At 39.6% G+C, this 16,250-nt stretch carries 14 protein-coding genes; 7 read left to right on the top strand and 7 right to left on the bottom strand.

What is annotated here, in order from left to right:
• The first annotated feature begins 381 nt into the window (after positions 1–381).
• Both D1868_RS03120 and D1868_RS03115 read left to right on the top strand, forming a co-directional pair.
• A complete protein-coding gene (locus tag D1868_RS03120) occupies positions 382–687 on the top strand; it encodes an Sso10a family chromatin protein (protein ID WP_156005458.1) in 306 nt (101 codons plus the stop codon).
• Positions 688–766: 79 nt separating this feature from the next.
• The gene (locus D1868_RS03115; protein ID WP_156005456.1) at positions 767–1,345 is read left to right on the top strand and encodes an XdhC family protein; all 579 of its coding nucleotides are present in this window, start codon (positions 767–769) and stop codon (positions 1,343–1,345) included.
• 39 nt (positions 1,346–1,384) lie between these two features.
• Here D1868_RS03115 and D1868_RS03110 read toward each other — a convergent pair whose 3' ends face one another.
• Both D1868_RS03110 and D1868_RS03105 read right to left on the bottom strand, forming a co-directional pair.
• Complete coding sequence (locus tag D1868_RS03110; RefSeq protein ID WP_156005454.1) at positions 1,385–1,753, bottom strand: hypothetical protein; 369 nt, start codon at positions 1,751–1,753, stop codon at positions 1,385–1,387.
• Between the two features lie 284 nt (positions 1,754–2,037).
• Positions 2,038–2,553 carry a TRASH domain-containing protein gene (locus D1868_RS03105; RefSeq protein ID WP_156005452.1) on the bottom strand — a complete coding sequence of 172 codons (516 nt, stop codon included), beginning with the start codon at positions 2,551–2,553 and terminating at the stop codon, positions 2,038–2,040.
• 148 nt (positions 2,554–2,701) lie between these two features.
• On the opposite strand from D1868_RS03105, the gene D1868_RS03100 reads away from it, so the two are divergent.
• The 4 genes from D1868_RS03100 to D1868_RS03085 all read left to right on the top strand — a co-directional run bounded on the left by D1868_RS03100 (position 2,702) and on the right by D1868_RS03085 (position 7,289).
• On the top strand, positions 2,702–2,866 hold the full coding sequence (locus D1868_RS03100) for a YHS domain-containing protein (protein ID WP_156005450.1): 165 nt from the start codon (positions 2,702–2,704) through the stop codon (positions 2,864–2,866).
• A 1-nt stretch (position 2,867) separates the two neighbouring features.
• The gene (locus D1868_RS03095; protein WP_156005448.1) at positions 2,868–5,069 is read left to right on the top strand and encodes a heavy metal translocating P-type ATPase; all 2,202 of its coding nucleotides are present in this window, start codon (positions 2,868–2,870) and stop codon (positions 5,067–5,069) included.
• Between the two features lie 107 nt (positions 5,070–5,176).
• On the top strand, positions 5,177–5,428 hold the full coding sequence (locus tag D1868_RS03090) for a hypothetical protein (protein ID WP_231112441.1): 252 nt from the start codon (positions 5,177–5,179) through the stop codon (positions 5,426–5,428).
• Between the two features lie 88 nt (positions 5,429–5,516).
• Entirely contained in the window at positions 5,517–7,289 is a 1,773-nt protein-coding gene (locus tag D1868_RS03085) for an AAA family ATPase (protein WP_196770266.1), read from the top strand.
• Between the two features lie 210 nt (positions 7,290–7,499).
• Here D1868_RS03085 and D1868_RS03080 read toward each other — a convergent pair whose 3' ends face one another.
• Complete coding sequence (locus D1868_RS03080) at positions 7,500–8,057, bottom strand: SPW repeat protein (RefSeq protein WP_156005444.1); 558 nt, start codon at positions 8,055–8,057, stop codon at positions 7,500–7,502.
• A 604-nt stretch (positions 8,058–8,661) separates the two neighbouring features.
• Here D1868_RS03080 and D1868_RS03075 point away from each other — a divergent pair.
• Positions 8,662–11,016 carry a hypothetical protein gene (locus D1868_RS03075; RefSeq protein WP_156005442.1) on the top strand — a complete coding sequence of 785 codons (2,355 nt, stop codon included), beginning with the start codon at positions 8,662–8,664 and terminating at the stop codon, positions 11,014–11,016.
• Here D1868_RS03075 and D1868_RS03070 read toward each other — a convergent pair.
• From D1868_RS03070 to D1868_RS03055, 4 genes are all read right to left on the bottom strand, one after another.
• Positions 10,969–11,649 carry a hypothetical protein gene (locus D1868_RS03070; protein ID WP_156005440.1) on the bottom strand — a complete coding sequence of 227 codons (681 nt, stop codon included), beginning with the start codon at positions 11,647–11,649 and terminating at the stop codon, positions 10,969–10,971. The two genes, D1868_RS03075 and D1868_RS03070, sit on opposite strands and share 48 nt — an antisense overlap.
• Before the next feature lie 70 nt (positions 11,650–11,719).
• Complete coding sequence (locus tag D1868_RS03065) at positions 11,720–12,226, bottom strand: hypothetical protein (RefSeq protein WP_156005438.1); 507 nt, start codon at positions 12,224–12,226, stop codon at positions 11,720–11,722.
• A 221-nt stretch (positions 12,227–12,447) separates the two neighbouring features.
• Positions 12,448–12,906: a DUF973 family protein gene (locus D1868_RS03060; RefSeq protein WP_156007937.1), complete on the bottom strand. Its 459-nt coding sequence runs from the start codon at positions 12,904–12,906 to the stop codon at positions 12,448–12,450.
• Between the two features lie 780 nt (positions 12,907–13,686).
• The gene (locus tag D1868_RS03055) at positions 13,687–15,642 is read right to left on the bottom strand and encodes a DEAD/DEAH box helicase (RefSeq protein WP_231112440.1); all 1,956 of its coding nucleotides are present in this window, start codon (positions 15,640–15,642) and stop codon (positions 13,687–13,689) included.
• Positions 15,643–16,250 lie beyond the last annotated feature (608 nt).

The raw sequence follows: 16,250 nt of genomic DNA, 5'->3' as shown, positions 1-16,250 counted from the left end.
CCTTTCCAAAAATCTTATGTTTTATCGAGACAGACTATAAACTAAATTAGTGGATAGTAACTACCGGCTTACTAGTCATCTCTTGTGACATAATTTGTATATTAAGTTCAAAAGTGTTTTCATCGTCTTTACTTTCTTCTTACGCCTCGTGGCTCCTCTTTACCAGGTTTAGAGAGAATTATAAATAATTAGAAATATTTAGTCAAATTTTTCAGTATATTGAACATAATTTTGGAGGAAAACTTTAGCATCAATAAGACTTTCCTCATACTGTTTTTGTATATAACGATTTTGAGATTGAGATAGTATCTTTGATATTGCCTTTATAACACCAACAAAATAGAAGTAAAATTTTTAAGTTTCTTATCCTATTACATGTTGATGACAGAAACTGTAATGGGAAGAAAAAAGAGGACAAGGTATGAAATAATACATGATATACTATCTCAATGCGAGAACGGTGCAAAGAAGACTTGGTTAATGTACAAGGCTAATCTAAGCTATGAATTAACAAACAACTATATAAACAGACTCGTAGAGAAAGACCTAATAACCTCAAAGGACGGTCTGTATTACCTCACTGATAAGGGTAAGAAATTATTAGAGCTCCTCAAAGAGTACAAAGAGAAGAAGACAGCACTAGACAAAGTAACTGCCCAGATTAAGGAAATTTACGGAGAAGACTGAAAAGATTCTTTACTAGCATATAAGATTTTTATAAGGTATCTTAATTATCCTTTTTATTTTTCTTTTCACATATCGTCTTATGGACATAGTCATATTCACCTCAAGTGGAGAAGCTGAAATCGAAGAACCGGTATTTTGTGACAGAGATAGTGTTAAAGTGGACAAGACAAAATGCGTAGGAAAAAGCATAAGCATAGCCCCCATTCTATCCCGCTATTTAAAGGACTTAGGGTATAAAGTGACCGTAGTAGATCCATTTGCTGATGATGTATCTTACGAGGCTGATGAGGTGATAAAAGGAGACTCCTTTAAAGTACCTGACGAAGTAGTTAAGGATAAATACGTCATAATAGCAACAAGACACGTTTACGACACTTGGGCTATAATGAAATCCATTTTAGGAGGGGCTAAAGAGATAGCAGTCGTTATGAGCATAAAAAGGGCTAAGGTCATCATGAAAAGGCTTATACAAGCCGGAATAAGTATAGAACAGCTCAAAAAGTTGAGAATACCTGCTGGATTAGACATAGGAGCTAAAAGTGATAAAGAAATTGCTTTGAGCATCGTGGCTGAAATACTTGCAGTCGAAAGAGGCGGAAGCGGAAGACCCTTAAGGGAAGTAAAAGGTTTCGAAAAGATATTCGAAGAATTAAAATGAAAATGCCGATAAAGAGTGTTGGACTCTCCAAGTAGTCAACTAAGTTAATCGCTTTTCAGTTTTCCCAAAAATTTCTAAAATGTATCCATCCACGATCTGCTGGGCAATCCTATCCAACTCTGCTTCACCTACGAAAGGTACTAACATGTCCTCCTTATGCAAGTAGTAAGCAAACTTGACCTTTTCGTTCTTATTCCTTATAAAGAGATCTAGTACATCAGTCCTCTCACACTCAGCTTTTAAACCTAAAGAGTTCAGGTAATTTATACCATCATATACTGAATCACTGACCTTAACAATCACCTTATCGCTTATGAGAATTTCTATCAGCCTCTTCCCCTCTTTATCATAATACACTTTTCTAAATATCCTACCGTCAGAGGTAAACCCCGTTAGAATTAATTCCATAGACTATAATATTTCCGCTATGTAATTTATGTAATTTTTAATCACTTCCAACTCCTCACTGTGGGTTATGTTTATAAAATCTCAAGTTTTCTATTGACCACCTCCAAGATAATGACGGGCTCAGTTCACGAGGGCGTAAGAGATTCGTATGAGAAGGTAGATTTCCCCCACGTCTAGTTTTAACGAGTTGAGCGTAAATATGTATGATCACTTGAGGGGGATACGTGTGTCAGGTTAGAAATAGAGAGTAACTTACACACTGGTAGACAATAGAGCAGCCCCTTTTAGCCGCCAGTCTTACTCAACCTCTTCCTGAGTTCTTTTTCGCAAGTCCTGCAGCATGCATAGTATATCCTCTTACCTAACTTAAAAGTGATGGGATCACCCCTTATCTCTCCCCCGCAGTAGTCACAGCGAAGCTCGCCTCTTATAACCGTAACCGTATTCACCTTCTGGGTTGAAATAAAGTATTCCTTCTCGCCCTCAACTTTACTAAGTATCTCCTCTATTTCATGCAATTTCCCCCTTACTAACGAAATGTATTTTCCGTCTATGAGTTTATAACACTCCGCACTTCCTTCTACACATTGACGAGAAATTAAAAACAATGTTATCTCCCCCTCCTCCTGATAATCCACTGTAAACTTAACGCCCTTATCTTTCAACGATTTAATCACCTTCGCAACAGTAGCCCTACTAACGCTTAATTCCTTAGCTATACTACTGGCACTCCTCCTCCCATCCTCTCTGAGCAATTGGAGAACTTTGTATTCTAACTGAGACAGTTTACTCCTTTCCATAATGTAACTTAAACCCGTGCTGATAATATACTTTGTTTTCATATTGACCGTGTTACTAAACACTTTTTTACAAAAAGCTACGCAATGACGAATACAATTTTACGTTGTAAACGTTAGGCTAAAAATTCTCACTGCGAAGTATAAGATCATGGTACATACTTGCCCCGTATGCGGTATGGAAGTAGATGACACAACTCCCTATAAGACAATGTATAAAGGAACAGTATATTACTTCTGTAGTAACGGCTGCAAGAAAGCGTTTGAAAAAGACCCAGAGAAGTACTTAAAAGAAGGCCCGCAGGGAATGCCTTGAAATGGAACTCAGGATAAAGAAACAAGAAGAGCTGAAAATCGTAGGAATGCACTGTTCTACATGTGCATCTACAGTATTAAAAGCTATTAAAGGAGTGCCTGGAGTTGAGGAGGCTAACGTTAATCTAGCTTCAGGTGAAGCGAAAATAGTTATTGAAGGAGCGAAGCTGAAGGACGTGATAAACGCCGTTAGAAAAGCCGGATATGATGTAATAACACAAAAATTCAACGTGAGCTTGGACGTAAGCGAGGAGGAAATACGGAAAGTCAAAGAGATAGTAGAAAACCTCGATGGAGTAATCAGCGTTAGGTCTGGGAGAGACAATCTCCTTGTCGAAATAAACCCAATGAGTACTTCATCTCAAACCATTGTAGAGGAGCTCAAAAAGAGAGGGTATAAGGCAGAAATTACAGACTTAAAACAAAGCAGAAAATCCGACTTTAAAGACTTGTTGACCAGGCTAGTGGTTTCTTCAATTTTCACCTCCTTAGTATTATTATCAGCCTCTCCACTCCTGCAGTTAATCTTCTCGATCCCAGTCCAGTTTTACTCAGGTCTAAGGTTTCACAAAGGAATGATCAGAGCCCTAAGAAACAAGACCACTAATATGGACGTTCTGGTCTCACTTTCGTCTAATATAGCATGGTTCTACAGCCTATTTTCACTCTCTAACCCCTTTTTCTCAGCCTCCTCCCTACTAATTACGTTTATTTTAATCGGTAAGACACTAGAGGCTTATTTAAAGGAAAGAGCTAGCGAACAAGTCCTCTCACTAATTAACGTGAAGGCGAAGAAAATAACGGACTCCGGAATAATAGAGGTAAACGCCTCGGAACTGAAGGTAAACGACATAGTAATCGTAAAAAGCGGTGAAGTTATACCCGCTGACGGAGTAGTTGAAGAAGGAGAAGGCTACGTTGATGAGTCGATATACACTGGAGAGTCAGTACCTACAAGAAAAATCAAAGGAGATCCCGTGATCGGTGGTTCGATCCTCAATTCGGGCTACCTAAAGGTCTTCGTAACGAGGACTGGAGAGAGGACTTACCTGTCCCAAGTAGTAGAGGCTATAAGAGAGGCTGAAACAACCAGACTACCAATACAACAGTTAGTAGACAAGATCTCAGCAGTTTTTGTGCCCACGATTATCGCGATCTCAGTAATAGCCTTTGCCGTTTGGTTTTTCATATTACACTTCCCCCTCTCTTTTTCCGTACTGATAGCAGTTGCTGTTCTGGCCTCAGCATGTCCTTGTGGCTTCGGTCTCGCAACTCCTATGGCTATAATCGTTGGGCTAAGGAAGTTGATAAAGAAGGGTATCGTAGTAAGGAACGGTGAGGCATTAGAAAGGCTTAAGGAGGTTCAAGTGTTCGTCTTCGATAAGACCGGGACAGTAACAAAGGGTAAAATCAGAGTCGCAAGATACGAGGGAGACGTGGATCTGGCTTCACATCTAGAAAAGCTAAGTAACCACCCTGTAGCCCAGGCAATAGCTTCTTTAGCTAAAGGTAAAAGGCACGTTGAGGGCTTCACTGAATTTAAGGGAGAAGGGGTATATGGAAAGGTAGATGGGAGAAAAGTATTAGTAGGAAAGAGGGAGTTCGTATTGAGGAACTGTGAAGGGGAAGGCAAAGATGCAGACGTGCTAGTGTGTGTAGAAGGAAAGGTCACAGGGTACATTTGGTTAGAGGACGAGATAAAGGAAGAGGCGATTAAAGTAGTGGATTGGTTAAAGAGTCGTGGTTACGAGGTAATCATAGCTACTGGTGACTCGAGCAAATTTGCTGATAGAGTGGGTGAGATACTAAAGGTAAAAGTGTATAAAGGGCTTTCACCTGAGGACAAAGTGGAATTGGTAAGGAACTTAGGGAAGAAAGTGGCGTTTGTAGGTGACGGAGTTAACGACGCTATGGCACTTAAAGAGGCTTACGTGGGAATTGCCATCTCTACCGGGACGGATATAGCAAAGTATGCTGGGGACGTCATCATCCCTTCCCTCGAGTCGTTATTGGACTTAATAGCGCAAAGTAAGAGGACTGTGAGGAAGATAAAGGAAAATATTGCTTGGGCATTAACATATAATTCTATTCTGGTACCTATAGCCTCTGGTCTCCTCTACCCGTTGTATTTACCACCAGAATATGCAGCCCTAGCAATGTCCATGAACAGTGTTAGCGTAGTGTTGTGGAGTTTTGTCCAGTGATATAGAGTGACTATTATTACCAGCAGCATAGTAGTGTATATGTAGATAATATATGTATACTCTTACTACTTTTTAGGAATAAATACTATGAAGGTGTAATTGGTATTATGGATAAGGCGATCGAAGAAGGGTTTAAGAAATTCTCTGAGTTGGTAGAGAAAGCGGGTCTTTTCATAGACGAAGATGGTGCTTATTTTCTAATAGGGGTAGGAGTTCCTAATTGTAAGAATAACTCGAGGATAGTGGAACAAGTCCTTAATGAGATATATAAATACACTGACGAAATAAACGTTACTATTTTAATCGTTCCGGAAAACGTTTATCCAGAGGTGACAGCAAAACTAAAAAAGATCATGTGATGAGTTTTAGGGGAGCCTGAAAAGTGAAGAGGCGGTTACTCGCTGATTAGAAATCTATTTTTTACCCCTCTTCACAAATAATTGTATTATGAATAGCAATGCCACAGCCTCCTCTTCACAACCATCACTTTTGTCTTCCTACATAAACCTCTTGGAATTGGGTATACAAATCTTGTTCTTTGTAATCCCGCTAATAATCTTCCTATACTACCTCAGGATGATGAGGGTTGGGACTTCTAACACAAAACAGTTGACCAAGAGGATGACACTCATACCTTCAGTAAAATGGGAGCAGATATATGATATGAAAGAAGTCAAACAACGACTGGAGGAGATTTCAAAATATGTAATCGAGAAAAAGAAGGCTTACGGGGTGATCCTCTTCGGACCGCCTGGTACTGGTAAGACCAGTATAGCAAAAGCGTTGGCAAACAAGCTTAGGTGGAACTACTTTGAGCTTAAGGCTACCGACGTGTTAAGCAAGTGGTACGGTGAAAGTGAATACCTCATAAATAATTTCTTTGACACTGTTGAGCTTTACGCTCCTGCAGTAGTTATGATAGACGAGATAGACGGGTTTACGTTGAAGAGGGAAGGAGACGTACATGAGGTAACTCATAGGCTAATAAACATACTATTAATGAGGTTACAAGAGCTCCACGACAATAACATTCCAGTTCTGATTATAGGGACTACGAACCTACCCCAAGAAATTGACGAAGCGTTATTACGACCCGGGAGGTTCGACGAGGTAATTTACGTACCTTTACCGGACGAAAACGCGAGGGAGGAGATCTGGTGCGGTTATACCTCAGGGCTTAACGTGGACTGCAAAGCCTTAGCTAAGAAGAGTAATAGGCTCTCCCCTGCAGACATAAAGGAAATAGTAGAGGAGGTAAAAATGAAGGCTGAAAAGGAAGGAAGAATTCCAACTACTCAAGACTTTCTCAACGCTCTCGATAACTACAAACCGTCAGTACCCATATCGACAGTAATAAAATTCGAAAATTTGGCGAAGAAATACACGAGGCATAAGATTGGCGAAAAGCCCTATGGAGTACCGGAAGTAAGATGGGACGATTTAGGCGATTTAGAAGAGGTTAAAAAGGTGATAAGGGAATCTGTAGAGTTACCTATAAAGAATAAGAAAATGGCTGAGATGCTCGGGATAAAACCCGTAAAAGGGATCTTACTTTACGGACCACCGGGTACCGGTAAGACCAGTATAGCAAAAGCACTAGCAAACGAATTGAACGCCTCTTTTATAATCCTATCAGGTGAGGAGATCTCTTCAGTAGGACCTTTTCAAGCAGGGGAGGTTATAGCTGAAAAGTTCCACATAGCTAGGGATAACGCACCTGCTGTCATCTTCATAGACGAGATCGACATGATAGCGAGAATACGTGGCGAAAACGAGTGGAGGACAGCCCTGACTGAGCTTTTGAACCAAATGGATGGAATAAGGGACAACGAAGATATCATTGTCGTGGGGGCCACAAACAGACCTTGGGATTTAGACCCTGCAATACTTAGACCAGGAAGGTTTGATAAGATAATCTATGTCCCCCCACCTAACTTAGAGGGGAGAATAAGCGTGTTAAAAGTGTTATGCAGAGGACTTAACGTAGATGATCAAACGCTTTATAACGTAGCTAGGATAACTGAGGGTTACACACCGGCAGATTTGAAACTCGTAGTAGAAGAAGTGAAGAGAGAACTGTTGAAAGAGGGGGCATCTACCGGTGTATTAAGGACTCAAGTAACGTTTAACGATTTCGTAAAGGTCTTATCCCAAGTGAAGCCAAGTGTATCTCCAGAGCAGATCAAGGTTTACGAGGAGTTTAAAAACAGAAAGTGGTAAATTGTAATGCCTTGTCAGCCCTGCTGTTTTCTTCACGCATCAGGAGCAAAGTCATTCATCACTTAATAATAATTACTTTATATCATTTTAACGCTTGTTACTGGAGAAGCAGATTCTCTTTATGACTACCCGTCTCATGCGTATCGAATGTATTTTCCTCATGTGGAAAAGAAAGGAATCCGACAAAAATGTTAAAAAAAGATTCAACAGTCAAGACTTTATTACACCAGACTTAATCAGATAATCTCCTATCTTGAATGATATCAACCCCATTATAGCACTCTCCACGAAGTATATCACGGTAAATATTACATAAGCCAAAACTAAGTCGTGGAACGGAATTGCCCCATACAGCCCCACCATTAGTATACCGAAAACAACGCTCAGGATTCCTACTAAGCCCCCTACAATAGTAGTGTTCACCAACACCGCTCTCAACCCCCTATAGCCCACCACCCACGATACTAACTCGTCTATAATACCGGCTATGACTAATGTAGGTACCATAAATAATAGACCAGAAACTGCGTAAAGTAGTGCGTTAAACAGCGTAAGGAAGATTACGCTGAACTTCTTGTTCATAGCTTGTAAACCAATAGAAATAAGTATTAGCGGAATTGTTAAAGTCACTATAGGGTCTAAAAATGAGCTGAGTGCATATGCCCCTATACTAAGGGCTAAAACAGCTGCCGAGGCATAAGACGCTATAGAGAAGACAACTCCGTAAATTATTGTCCTCCTATCCATAATTGATTTATTGCTTGGCATAATTTTACAATTAGTGTAGCTGAATTTAAAATTGTGTTATGAGAAGTAATTAAAAACACCATATAAAATGTTAAAAAGAAAATTTTCATCATCCACTAACTTTATTACCCTGAATAAGTCTGCCTTTGATTTTATAAAATTCAATTATTAAACTATTAGTTGGAATCTCCTCGCCCTTCCTGAGGACTCATCGTCCATTAGGAAAAATGCCTAAACTGCCATCAAGCCCATCACCGTTTACATGGGGAAAACTCACCAGTATGATTATTAATCCCTTATAGAAAGTTGAAACACTATTTTCTATTTCTTTTGTGGCGATAACAAAATCCTCCTTATCCTGAATAAGACTGTGGGGAACTCTCGTCTCTCTTCCCTATTAAGGAATGAAAGTTCCCTCCTCGAATGGAAGTTCTGCACTCCCACTACCGACTAGTTAAGGGATTAGCATGAAGAATCATGCATCCTACTGAGGTGAGAAGAGAGTCATATCACGAGCCGACAATACCCGGCCAAAGATTCCCTCCACCCGAACTCTATCTACCGTCAATCTCAGAAAAAGTATGCTTCTATTAATTTTAAATAGAATAGTCTTTAATAATCATCTGTGAATGTGGACAGAAGGAGAACCTTTGAGGTAATGGCCGTTATACTCCTCTCTCTTTTTAACGTGTTTATACTCCTCTGGAGGACTATAATTACGCCGGGGTTAATCTACGTAAGGGACACATACCCTCCAATATTCATGAGCCCACCTGAACCTGTCTCTAACGGGGTCATTAACATACTATTCGTCATGGACACTCCTGACCTACCAGTTTATCTCTCTTCCTATTTCCTCCCAAGTGAGGTAGTAGACAAGCTTTATTACGCCTATCCCATATTCTTAGGCTTTATATCCATGTACTTTTCATCAAAATACTTCTTAAAGAAGCTCATAAAAGTGCAAACGAGAAGAGAAAGAATAATCTTATACGGAGTCCCAGTGATTACAGCCTTCCTCTTTACAACCTCTCCCCCCTTCATGTACTTCACTTACTGGACTAACTACGCAACGTTCGTAGCCCTTTATCCCTCGCTCCTAGCAACCCTAGACTACGTTAAGGGAAGACCGGGGTTAAAAGGGGCTATCATACTAGCCCTTATGTCTACTTTAACTACTACCGACCCCAGAGGGTTCCTATATACTATACTCACAGTATTAGCATTCACATTATATAACGTAAAGGATAAGGAATTCCTGAAGACATTTGCTACAGCGATCCCCATATACATAGGCTTAAACATAAGAACTTTCGCGTCCCTCCTAATACAAGGAAAAGTTTACAACGGTTTAGGAACTTCAATCGAGATCCAACAATTATGGTTGAACTATCAAAATTACCCGTTTTTAGACGAGATAAGAGGGGTAGGACTGTTTAGACCGTTATTAGATTTTTACTCCAACGCCTTCATTTATACACTCTCACTCCTACTTCCCGCGTTCGTGATCTTAGCCTTCATACTATATTTCGAGAAAGTCAGGAAAGTGACAAACTTGCCGTTTGTTTTCGCAGTGTACATCATCACAGTGATCATGGAGTCCTCTACTATTACACTATTCAACCACGTATTCACCCTAAACCTTATTTACTATCTAAACGACGTCCTGAAAGAGTCACCTTTCTTCCCGTACATGTGGCTTATCCTCCCCACTTATGTAGAAGAAGTAATCCCACCGAGTCTCTTCCTCATGTTCGGAGTTTTGTTAGGCGTTTTTCTCGCTGACGTGAGCAATAGGTTCAAGGAAAAGTACGTAGTTTTCCTTCTCCTCGCGGTTTTCTTAGTTACAGCACAATTAACGTCTTCCTACACCTCGCTTGCAGGTGGAGATTACTCAGGTAATTATATGCCTACACCTATACCTAAACCACTCTACGACGTAGCTTACTATCTGGATCACCACGACATAGGGAAAGTAGTTATTTACGTACAACCCATACAATACGACGGTAGAGAATACTCAGCTGAAGGGTTTGTAGGTCTTCCTAACGTTACCCTTCTCCCGTTCTACAACTCAACGAATATAAGCACAATCCTAGCCTTTTACGGTGTTCAGTATGTAGTTACTAACGAACCAGATGTTGTGTCCTTTTTAAAGTCTGTAGGAGGGTTTAACCAGACATATTGCGTAGACGGAATTTACGTCTTTGAGGACTTAGATTTCAAGACCTCCTTCACCTCGAAAGGAGTTTATATCCTAGCTACTTACCCACAGAACCTCACCTTATTACCGAAAGGAGTAGCCGTAGTCCCACCTTATGTACACGTCCCAGAACAGTACCTCGCGGGTGTAATAGGCGGGAATAGCACTTATCTCCTTTACGACATATACCAAAACTACAGTCTCAGCATACCGGCACAGAGGTTACCATATCCAACCAACTTCTCATGCACTATTATTCCTACATCGACAGCGAACCAGATCCTTTCTACCTTCCCCGGTGCACCGTTAATTCAAGTTTTCAACCCCGCGTCAGAGAGCGTAAAAGTCCCTTGGGGTGAAGGGTATTATTACATAATCTTGTCATATGTTCAGCACCCTGGAGGAGGGATAATTAAAGTCAGTAATGGCTCGTACTCCGTAGCGTTTAATACCAACGGGGAATTGCGGATAGTTGAAGTAGGTATGAAGATGTTCGTACACGAGGAAATTATTTTAAGCCACGTAGACGACCTTCCGGTCTATATTGTAGGAATGGAGGCGATACCTATGCAACTCCTGAGTTCAGATATACACTTAGACCCTAAAAACGTCACAGTCGTTTACTACCCGGTCACAGGGAATGTGATTCCGAGCGTGAATTACAACATAGTAATAGGGGAGGTGGAGACTCCCACAAATCCTAATTTACTCCCATTCATCTTAGTAAACCTAGCCGTTTTTATTACCGTACTTTTTGAGTACTTTAAGAGAGACTAGTATAACAACAAAGAGAATTAATGCTGACGTAAAGACGTTTTCTATTAGAGGATACTCAATAGTGTTACTGAATTGAACGTTTACCTCTCCTTGAACCCTAGTCAAACCGCTCGGGAAATACAGTTTCGCATTAGGATTTAGCAGATTTGAAGAATAGAGTACATAAGTGGTATTACCAACCAACTCACCGTTAACCCCATATTGTAGAAAAACGATCTTGGAGGGGACGCCGGAGGAGTTTACGTAATAATAAGTGATGACCTCAACTCCATCTAGGTTCTGTATATTCTCGTAGATATACACACCGTCCTCCACGCCTACTAGGTTAAACGGCCCTCCCCTATAGACTACCTTGCTTCCCACGTCAGTAAACACGTAAAGTAATGTAGGATTAGATAAATTGTTGACCTCAATTATAGGACCTATATACTCCGAGTTATTTAGGTCTATCAAATAATACTCAAACTCTACAGAACCATTCGGATAGACCTTAGTCACATTTTCTATGACTAAGCCAACGAGTGTTTGGTTTGTAGTGTAAAAATGGGAAATCATCATGTACTCTAGGAACGGGTGGGAAGAGTTAGAGAACAAAAACGCTGCAGCAACTACTAGGTGGATCAGAATTAACATATTATTTTTAGAAAGTTAAACAAGAAAATAAGACTTTCTGAACGAATTTTATCAGCTGGGGTTCTCTAATTTATTTTCTAAACAAAAGTATAATTACTATGAGAAGTATTGAGGTAAAAATTATATATTTCATAACTTTCGAAGCTTCGGTCTGAGCCAGGGTCAAGAGGTTGAAGTTACTCACAGTCATAACACTTGCCTCCGTATACGTGGAGAGAAAAGATGGAAACTTCACTGAAGAGTTACCTATATTCGTTAACCAGAGCACTGCTGTAGCATTACCTACTATAGCTCCGTTAGCACCAATTTGAATAGTCTGAAACTCTTTTATTATACCGTTCGGTTCCACCCATATAGTGTAGAGTATCTTAACGTCATTTATCTCATTAAGTTGATAGTATTCATATAAACCGTTTACAGTCCCATTATAAACTAAACCATCCCTTACCTCCGGTTTTCCTAAGTCATTAGGATTAACAAACATAAATACGGTTGGGTGTGATGCGTAGTCTAGACTATAAGCAGGTGGTAAATAACTGGTTGAATTTTTGTTATAAACTATGGTTTCGACCTCCATTGTACCGTTCTCATTTATTGACGTTATATTTTGGAAATAGAACTCATAAAGGATATAATGCGAACCATTGGGAAAATAACCTATTACAGTTTCGTTATATAGTAGAAAACTACCTGAGGAGAAATTAAATGTAGATGATTTGGAATGTAAGCTTAAGGAAAAGAATAGAAGAATTAGGAGGAGAAAAAAGAAAAATTGCTTTAAAATAAACTTACACCCCGCTATGTTGTTCCAGTATAGGTTACTGCTACCTGTACTGTAGTACCGTCACTTAGACCAAGACTTATCTGGTAAACACTACCTGGCTGCGGAGTAAAACCTGCTGCTGTTGGGAAGTATATTGTAACTGTATTAGCACCAGCGGACAATGCAGCACCGGTGATGTCACTAGTACCTACTTGTATACTAGTCCCTACTATCGTTGCAGAAACTATTTGTACATTACCAGTAGAGTGTAAAGTAATAATAGCTTCGTAGTAGCCCTTTTGGCTGGTACTGTTATATAGTGCTCCTGTTCCTACTTGTGTTACTGTTGGTGTACCACCTATTGCGCCGAATAGCCCAAAGGCAAATCCTACAACTACTAAAGCAATTATAACACTAGCAATTACTAAGATTAACGCAGTTACAGCACCACTTATACCCTTCTTGCTCCTCTTAGCCTTTAGCTTTAGGGACATCATTTTAGTTCAAAAATATAATGGGTAAATATCTATATAAAGTTTTCACTTATTTTTTAGGTCGTATCATCTATCCATCTTGTATAATAATTTTAATAACTTTAACGTGACAGTTCAGAATTCAACCAAATTAACTCATGCAAATTATATTTTTAACATAGAATCTACCAAAAAGAAAATACCAACTTGAAGCTATTTAGCTACTTTCGAGCTTTTAATTTTATGAAAGGAACAACAATTAAGGTTAGGTCTTGTTCGACATAAGAAATGAGAAGAAGTAAATTAGTTTAGGCATTTATATTTTTAGATTAAGAAGCCAAAACTTTAGGACGTATTATAAAAACATTATAAATTTCACTTATTTTCGACGTTATAAAAAGACTTTTACAATATACAGTCTAGAAGATTCAATGCTCAGATAAGCGTCGAGTATAAAGTCTCAAGTAAAACATACCAACTATATTATTTTGTGTTTTTCCTCTTAATTGTTTTTTTATCTTTCTTCATTATAACTATCTTATGAGCTCAGGAACTTGTTTATGTTAACTGAGGTAACAATAGAAACTTTTACATTTCTAGCTTCATTATTCTAACATGGGCTTTTCCTTAGTCTTTTTTAAAGTTACCTTTTCTGATCTAGGGTAAGAGTCCAACGATCTCAAACTCACAATCACTTAGTGTTGTAATAACATACGTTTAACTTACTATTTATTCCCTAGGTACAAAGTCTCGACACAATATTGTAACGAAAGTCTCAGCACTCAAGACCCTAATCACCGATCATTTATTTCCCGAGCTCATCACTTTATACTCCTTCCACTTGAGTTTGCCCTCCTCCCTCTTTATTACACCTATGTTAATTAAAGCCCTTATGGCAGCAGTGACGTCCTCTACCTCCTTTCCATAGTTTTCTTTCACGAAGTCCGCTAACCTCACTAAGTAAGGGTTACAGAACTCTAATTCCCCTACACCCATTGAGACCAATACTTTCTCGATTTCATGCAACTTTGACACCACACATAACTCCTCGGGCTTTTGCACTCCCATGAAAAGAAGTTTCATGACCACACCCCTATGCAACTTCCTTGCAGCCAGTTCAACACCACTTATTGGTACACCGTATTTCAAACTGACGTAGAAGTTCCACGCCTCTTGACTCTTCTTGTGCTTTAACGCTTTTAGCACCCTGTAAAGTGCAAATGCTATCCATCTGGAATTAGACAATACTTCCTCAATGTCCTTAGCTGTCAGCTTCTTACACACGTCTAAGATGTCCTCACCGTTAATCCATCTCCTGAGAAGTTCTTTACCTTCATTACACCCCCTCAAAGCTTGTAATACTTCGGGAGAAGACGAAACTACGGATAACGCGTCAAAGTCGTCTACGTTCACGGGAAAGCCCTTAAGACTAGTCACGTCTATGTAACTCAGAGCAACAGCTCTACCTAGCTCCGTCAGGTAAATACTACCTGCTTCTTCCCTGACTAAATTCTCCTTTTCTAGTGTAGATAACGCCGGGTCTACATTGCTGTAGTGGAATCTCAAACTACCTTTGATCACCTTATCTATCTCCTCTCTAACAAACCCTTCAGCCCACGAGACTACACCTAACGTGAGGTTTTCAAGAGTGTAAGGGGTAGAGAGTGTATTCCCGTTTGTAGTACTTCCGTCCTCACCTCGTGTAAAGTACTTTTTCCTTATCCTTTCCATCTCCCTAGCTGTTTCCGCTATCACTATCGCATAACCTTCGTTGTCGAACCCCCTCCTACCAGCCCTTCCCGCGATCTGTTTGAACTCTGAGGGGTCTAAGTCCCTCCAACCCTTGAACTCACCTCTCTCATCACTTTCAGGCAGGGACAAGTCGTAGAATATAGTAGTGTATACGGGTAAGTTAACACCCTGACCTAAGGCTGTAGTGGAGACTAATACCTTGACCTTGTTTCCCGTGAAATCGTTAATTATCTTCTCCCTCGTCTCGTAAGGCAGACCGGAGTGGTAGGGCTGTGCTGGTATATTAAACTTAACTAGCGTGTCGGCTAAGTGTTCTGCTGAAGCTCTACTCTTTACAAAGACCAACGCGTTCTTGCCTATGGAGAGTACCCAGTCCAACACGCCAAGGAGGAGGTCTAACTTAACGTTCTTTAGCCCCCTCCTAGCTATAGAGAAGACCCTATTATCATCATAGCACCTCATGACGTAAGGGTATACTATACACTCGTGTAAGGGTACATTTCGCTTTTCGTATTTTACTAACACTGCAGATAACCACTCTCTGTACTTTTCTACATCTGGGACTGTCGCACTCAACGCGATAATTGGTACATTGTTTGCCTTAGCCCATAATACTACATTTTCTATAGCTAATCCCCTATCACTTTCTACGTTGTGTACCTCGTCTATTATCACTGTACTAACTCTCCTTAACCAGCGGTAGTTGTGCCTAACCGTAGAGTCGAACTTTTCGTAAGTGGTGAGGAGTACTTCCGCGTCTACTTTAGATAAGTCGTCTTCGTATACGTCTGAATCTACGTACTTAGCCTTCCTTTTCTCTTTCACCGCTCTGTAGACTTCGCGTGAGAGAGCTTTTAACGGTGATATGTAGACTACTATCTCTTGAGTGTTGGTCAACAAGTGCTTAGCTATATGTGTTTTCCCCGTGCCGGTAGGGGCTGTAATCAGATAATTTTTACCGTAAGTGTAATTCTCTATAAAGATGTCAAAAAGCGACTTCTCCACGACATTATAATGCTAGTAGAAACTAATAAGGTATATGTCGTCTTACGGGAGTAGGGAGAAACGTAGCATTCCGGTGATAATGTTCAATGATTAGATCTTTAAAATGTCAATACTCTATATATAGATTTTTATTAATAAATTTTGATTGAATTCTGAGCTTGTGTTAAAATTGTTAAATTATTATCAGAGTACTATTAAATTATTATCAGATAAATAGATGATGCAACTTTAAGAACTTAACAAAAATTTTATATGACTATTTACCTATATATTAAAGTGAAGGTGGTTTGACTGTGCTACTCTCAGATCTAACTAGTCTACTAGAAACTATATTAAATGATTTAGTACAGCTATTATTAGGGCTATTGTCATAATTGCTTTAATATAGAAACAGGAACACTAAGTACAGCTATATAACGACAAGTTTTACTCCAAAGCCAGGTAGTGTTTATCAGATAAGTATTGGTCTCGGCGACGCTACTACGGTACAAGTAGCAGCAACCTATACTGGATAAATATTACTCTAAGTAAGGTATTTTTTAATTTTTTTAATTAATAACAAGTTTTTTAACCTCTCCTTAGAGCATTTTGTATTTTTAATTAAACAT

This window comes from Stygiolobus azoricus (genome assembly GCF_009729035.1).
In the GTDB taxonomy this organism is placed as follows: Archaea; Thermoproteota; Thermoprotei_A; order Sulfolobales; family Sulfolobaceae; genus Stygiolobus; species Stygiolobus azoricus.
Note: the sequence above shows the minus strand (reverse complement) of the source record. Positions and strands in the feature narration are given on the sequence as shown.

Bases quoted from the DNA above. Each gene is read 5' to 3' on its own strand.
- D1868_RS03120 (WP_156005458.1), top strand. From the start codon at position 382: ATGACAGAAACTGTAATGGGAAGAAAAAAGAGGACAAGGTATGAAATA.
- D1868_RS03115 (WP_156005456.1), top strand. From the start codon at position 767: ATGGACATAGTCATATTCACCTCAAGTGGAGAAGCTGAAATCGAAGAA.
- D1868_RS03110 (WP_156005454.1), bottom strand. From the start codon at position 1,753: ATGGAATTAATTCTAACGGGGTTTACCTCTGACGGTAGGATATTTAGA.
- D1868_RS03105 (WP_156005452.1), bottom strand. From the start codon at position 2,553: ATGGAAAGGAGTAAACTGTCTCAGTTAGAATACAAAGTTCTCCAATTG.
- D1868_RS03100 (WP_156005450.1), top strand. From the start codon at position 2,702: ATGGTACATACTTGCCCCGTATGCGGTATGGAAGTAGATGACACAACT.
- D1868_RS03095 (WP_156005448.1), top strand. From the start codon at position 2,868: ATGGAACTCAGGATAAAGAAACAAGAAGAGCTGAAAATCGTAGGAATG.
- D1868_RS03090 (WP_231112441.1), top strand. From the start codon at position 5,177: ATGGATAAGGCGATCGAAGAAGGGTTTAAGAAATTCTCTGAGTTGGTA.
- D1868_RS03085 (WP_196770266.1), top strand. From the start codon at position 5,517: ATGAATAGCAATGCCACAGCCTCCTCTTCACAACCATCACTTTTGTCT.
- D1868_RS03080 (WP_156005444.1), bottom strand. From the start codon at position 8,057: ATGCCAAGCAATAAATCAATTATGGATAGGAGGACAATAATTTACGGA.
- D1868_RS03070 (WP_156005440.1), bottom strand. From the start codon at position 11,649: ATGTTAATTCTGATCCACCTAGTAGTTGCTGCAGCGTTTTTGTTCTCT.
- D1868_RS03065 (WP_156005438.1), bottom strand. From the start codon at position 12,226: ATGGAGGTCGAAACCATAGTTTATAACAAAAATTCAACCAGTTATTTA.
- D1868_RS03060 (WP_156007937.1), bottom strand. From the start codon at position 12,906: ATGTCCCTAAAGCTAAAGGCTAAGAGGAGCAAGAAGGGTATAAGTGGT.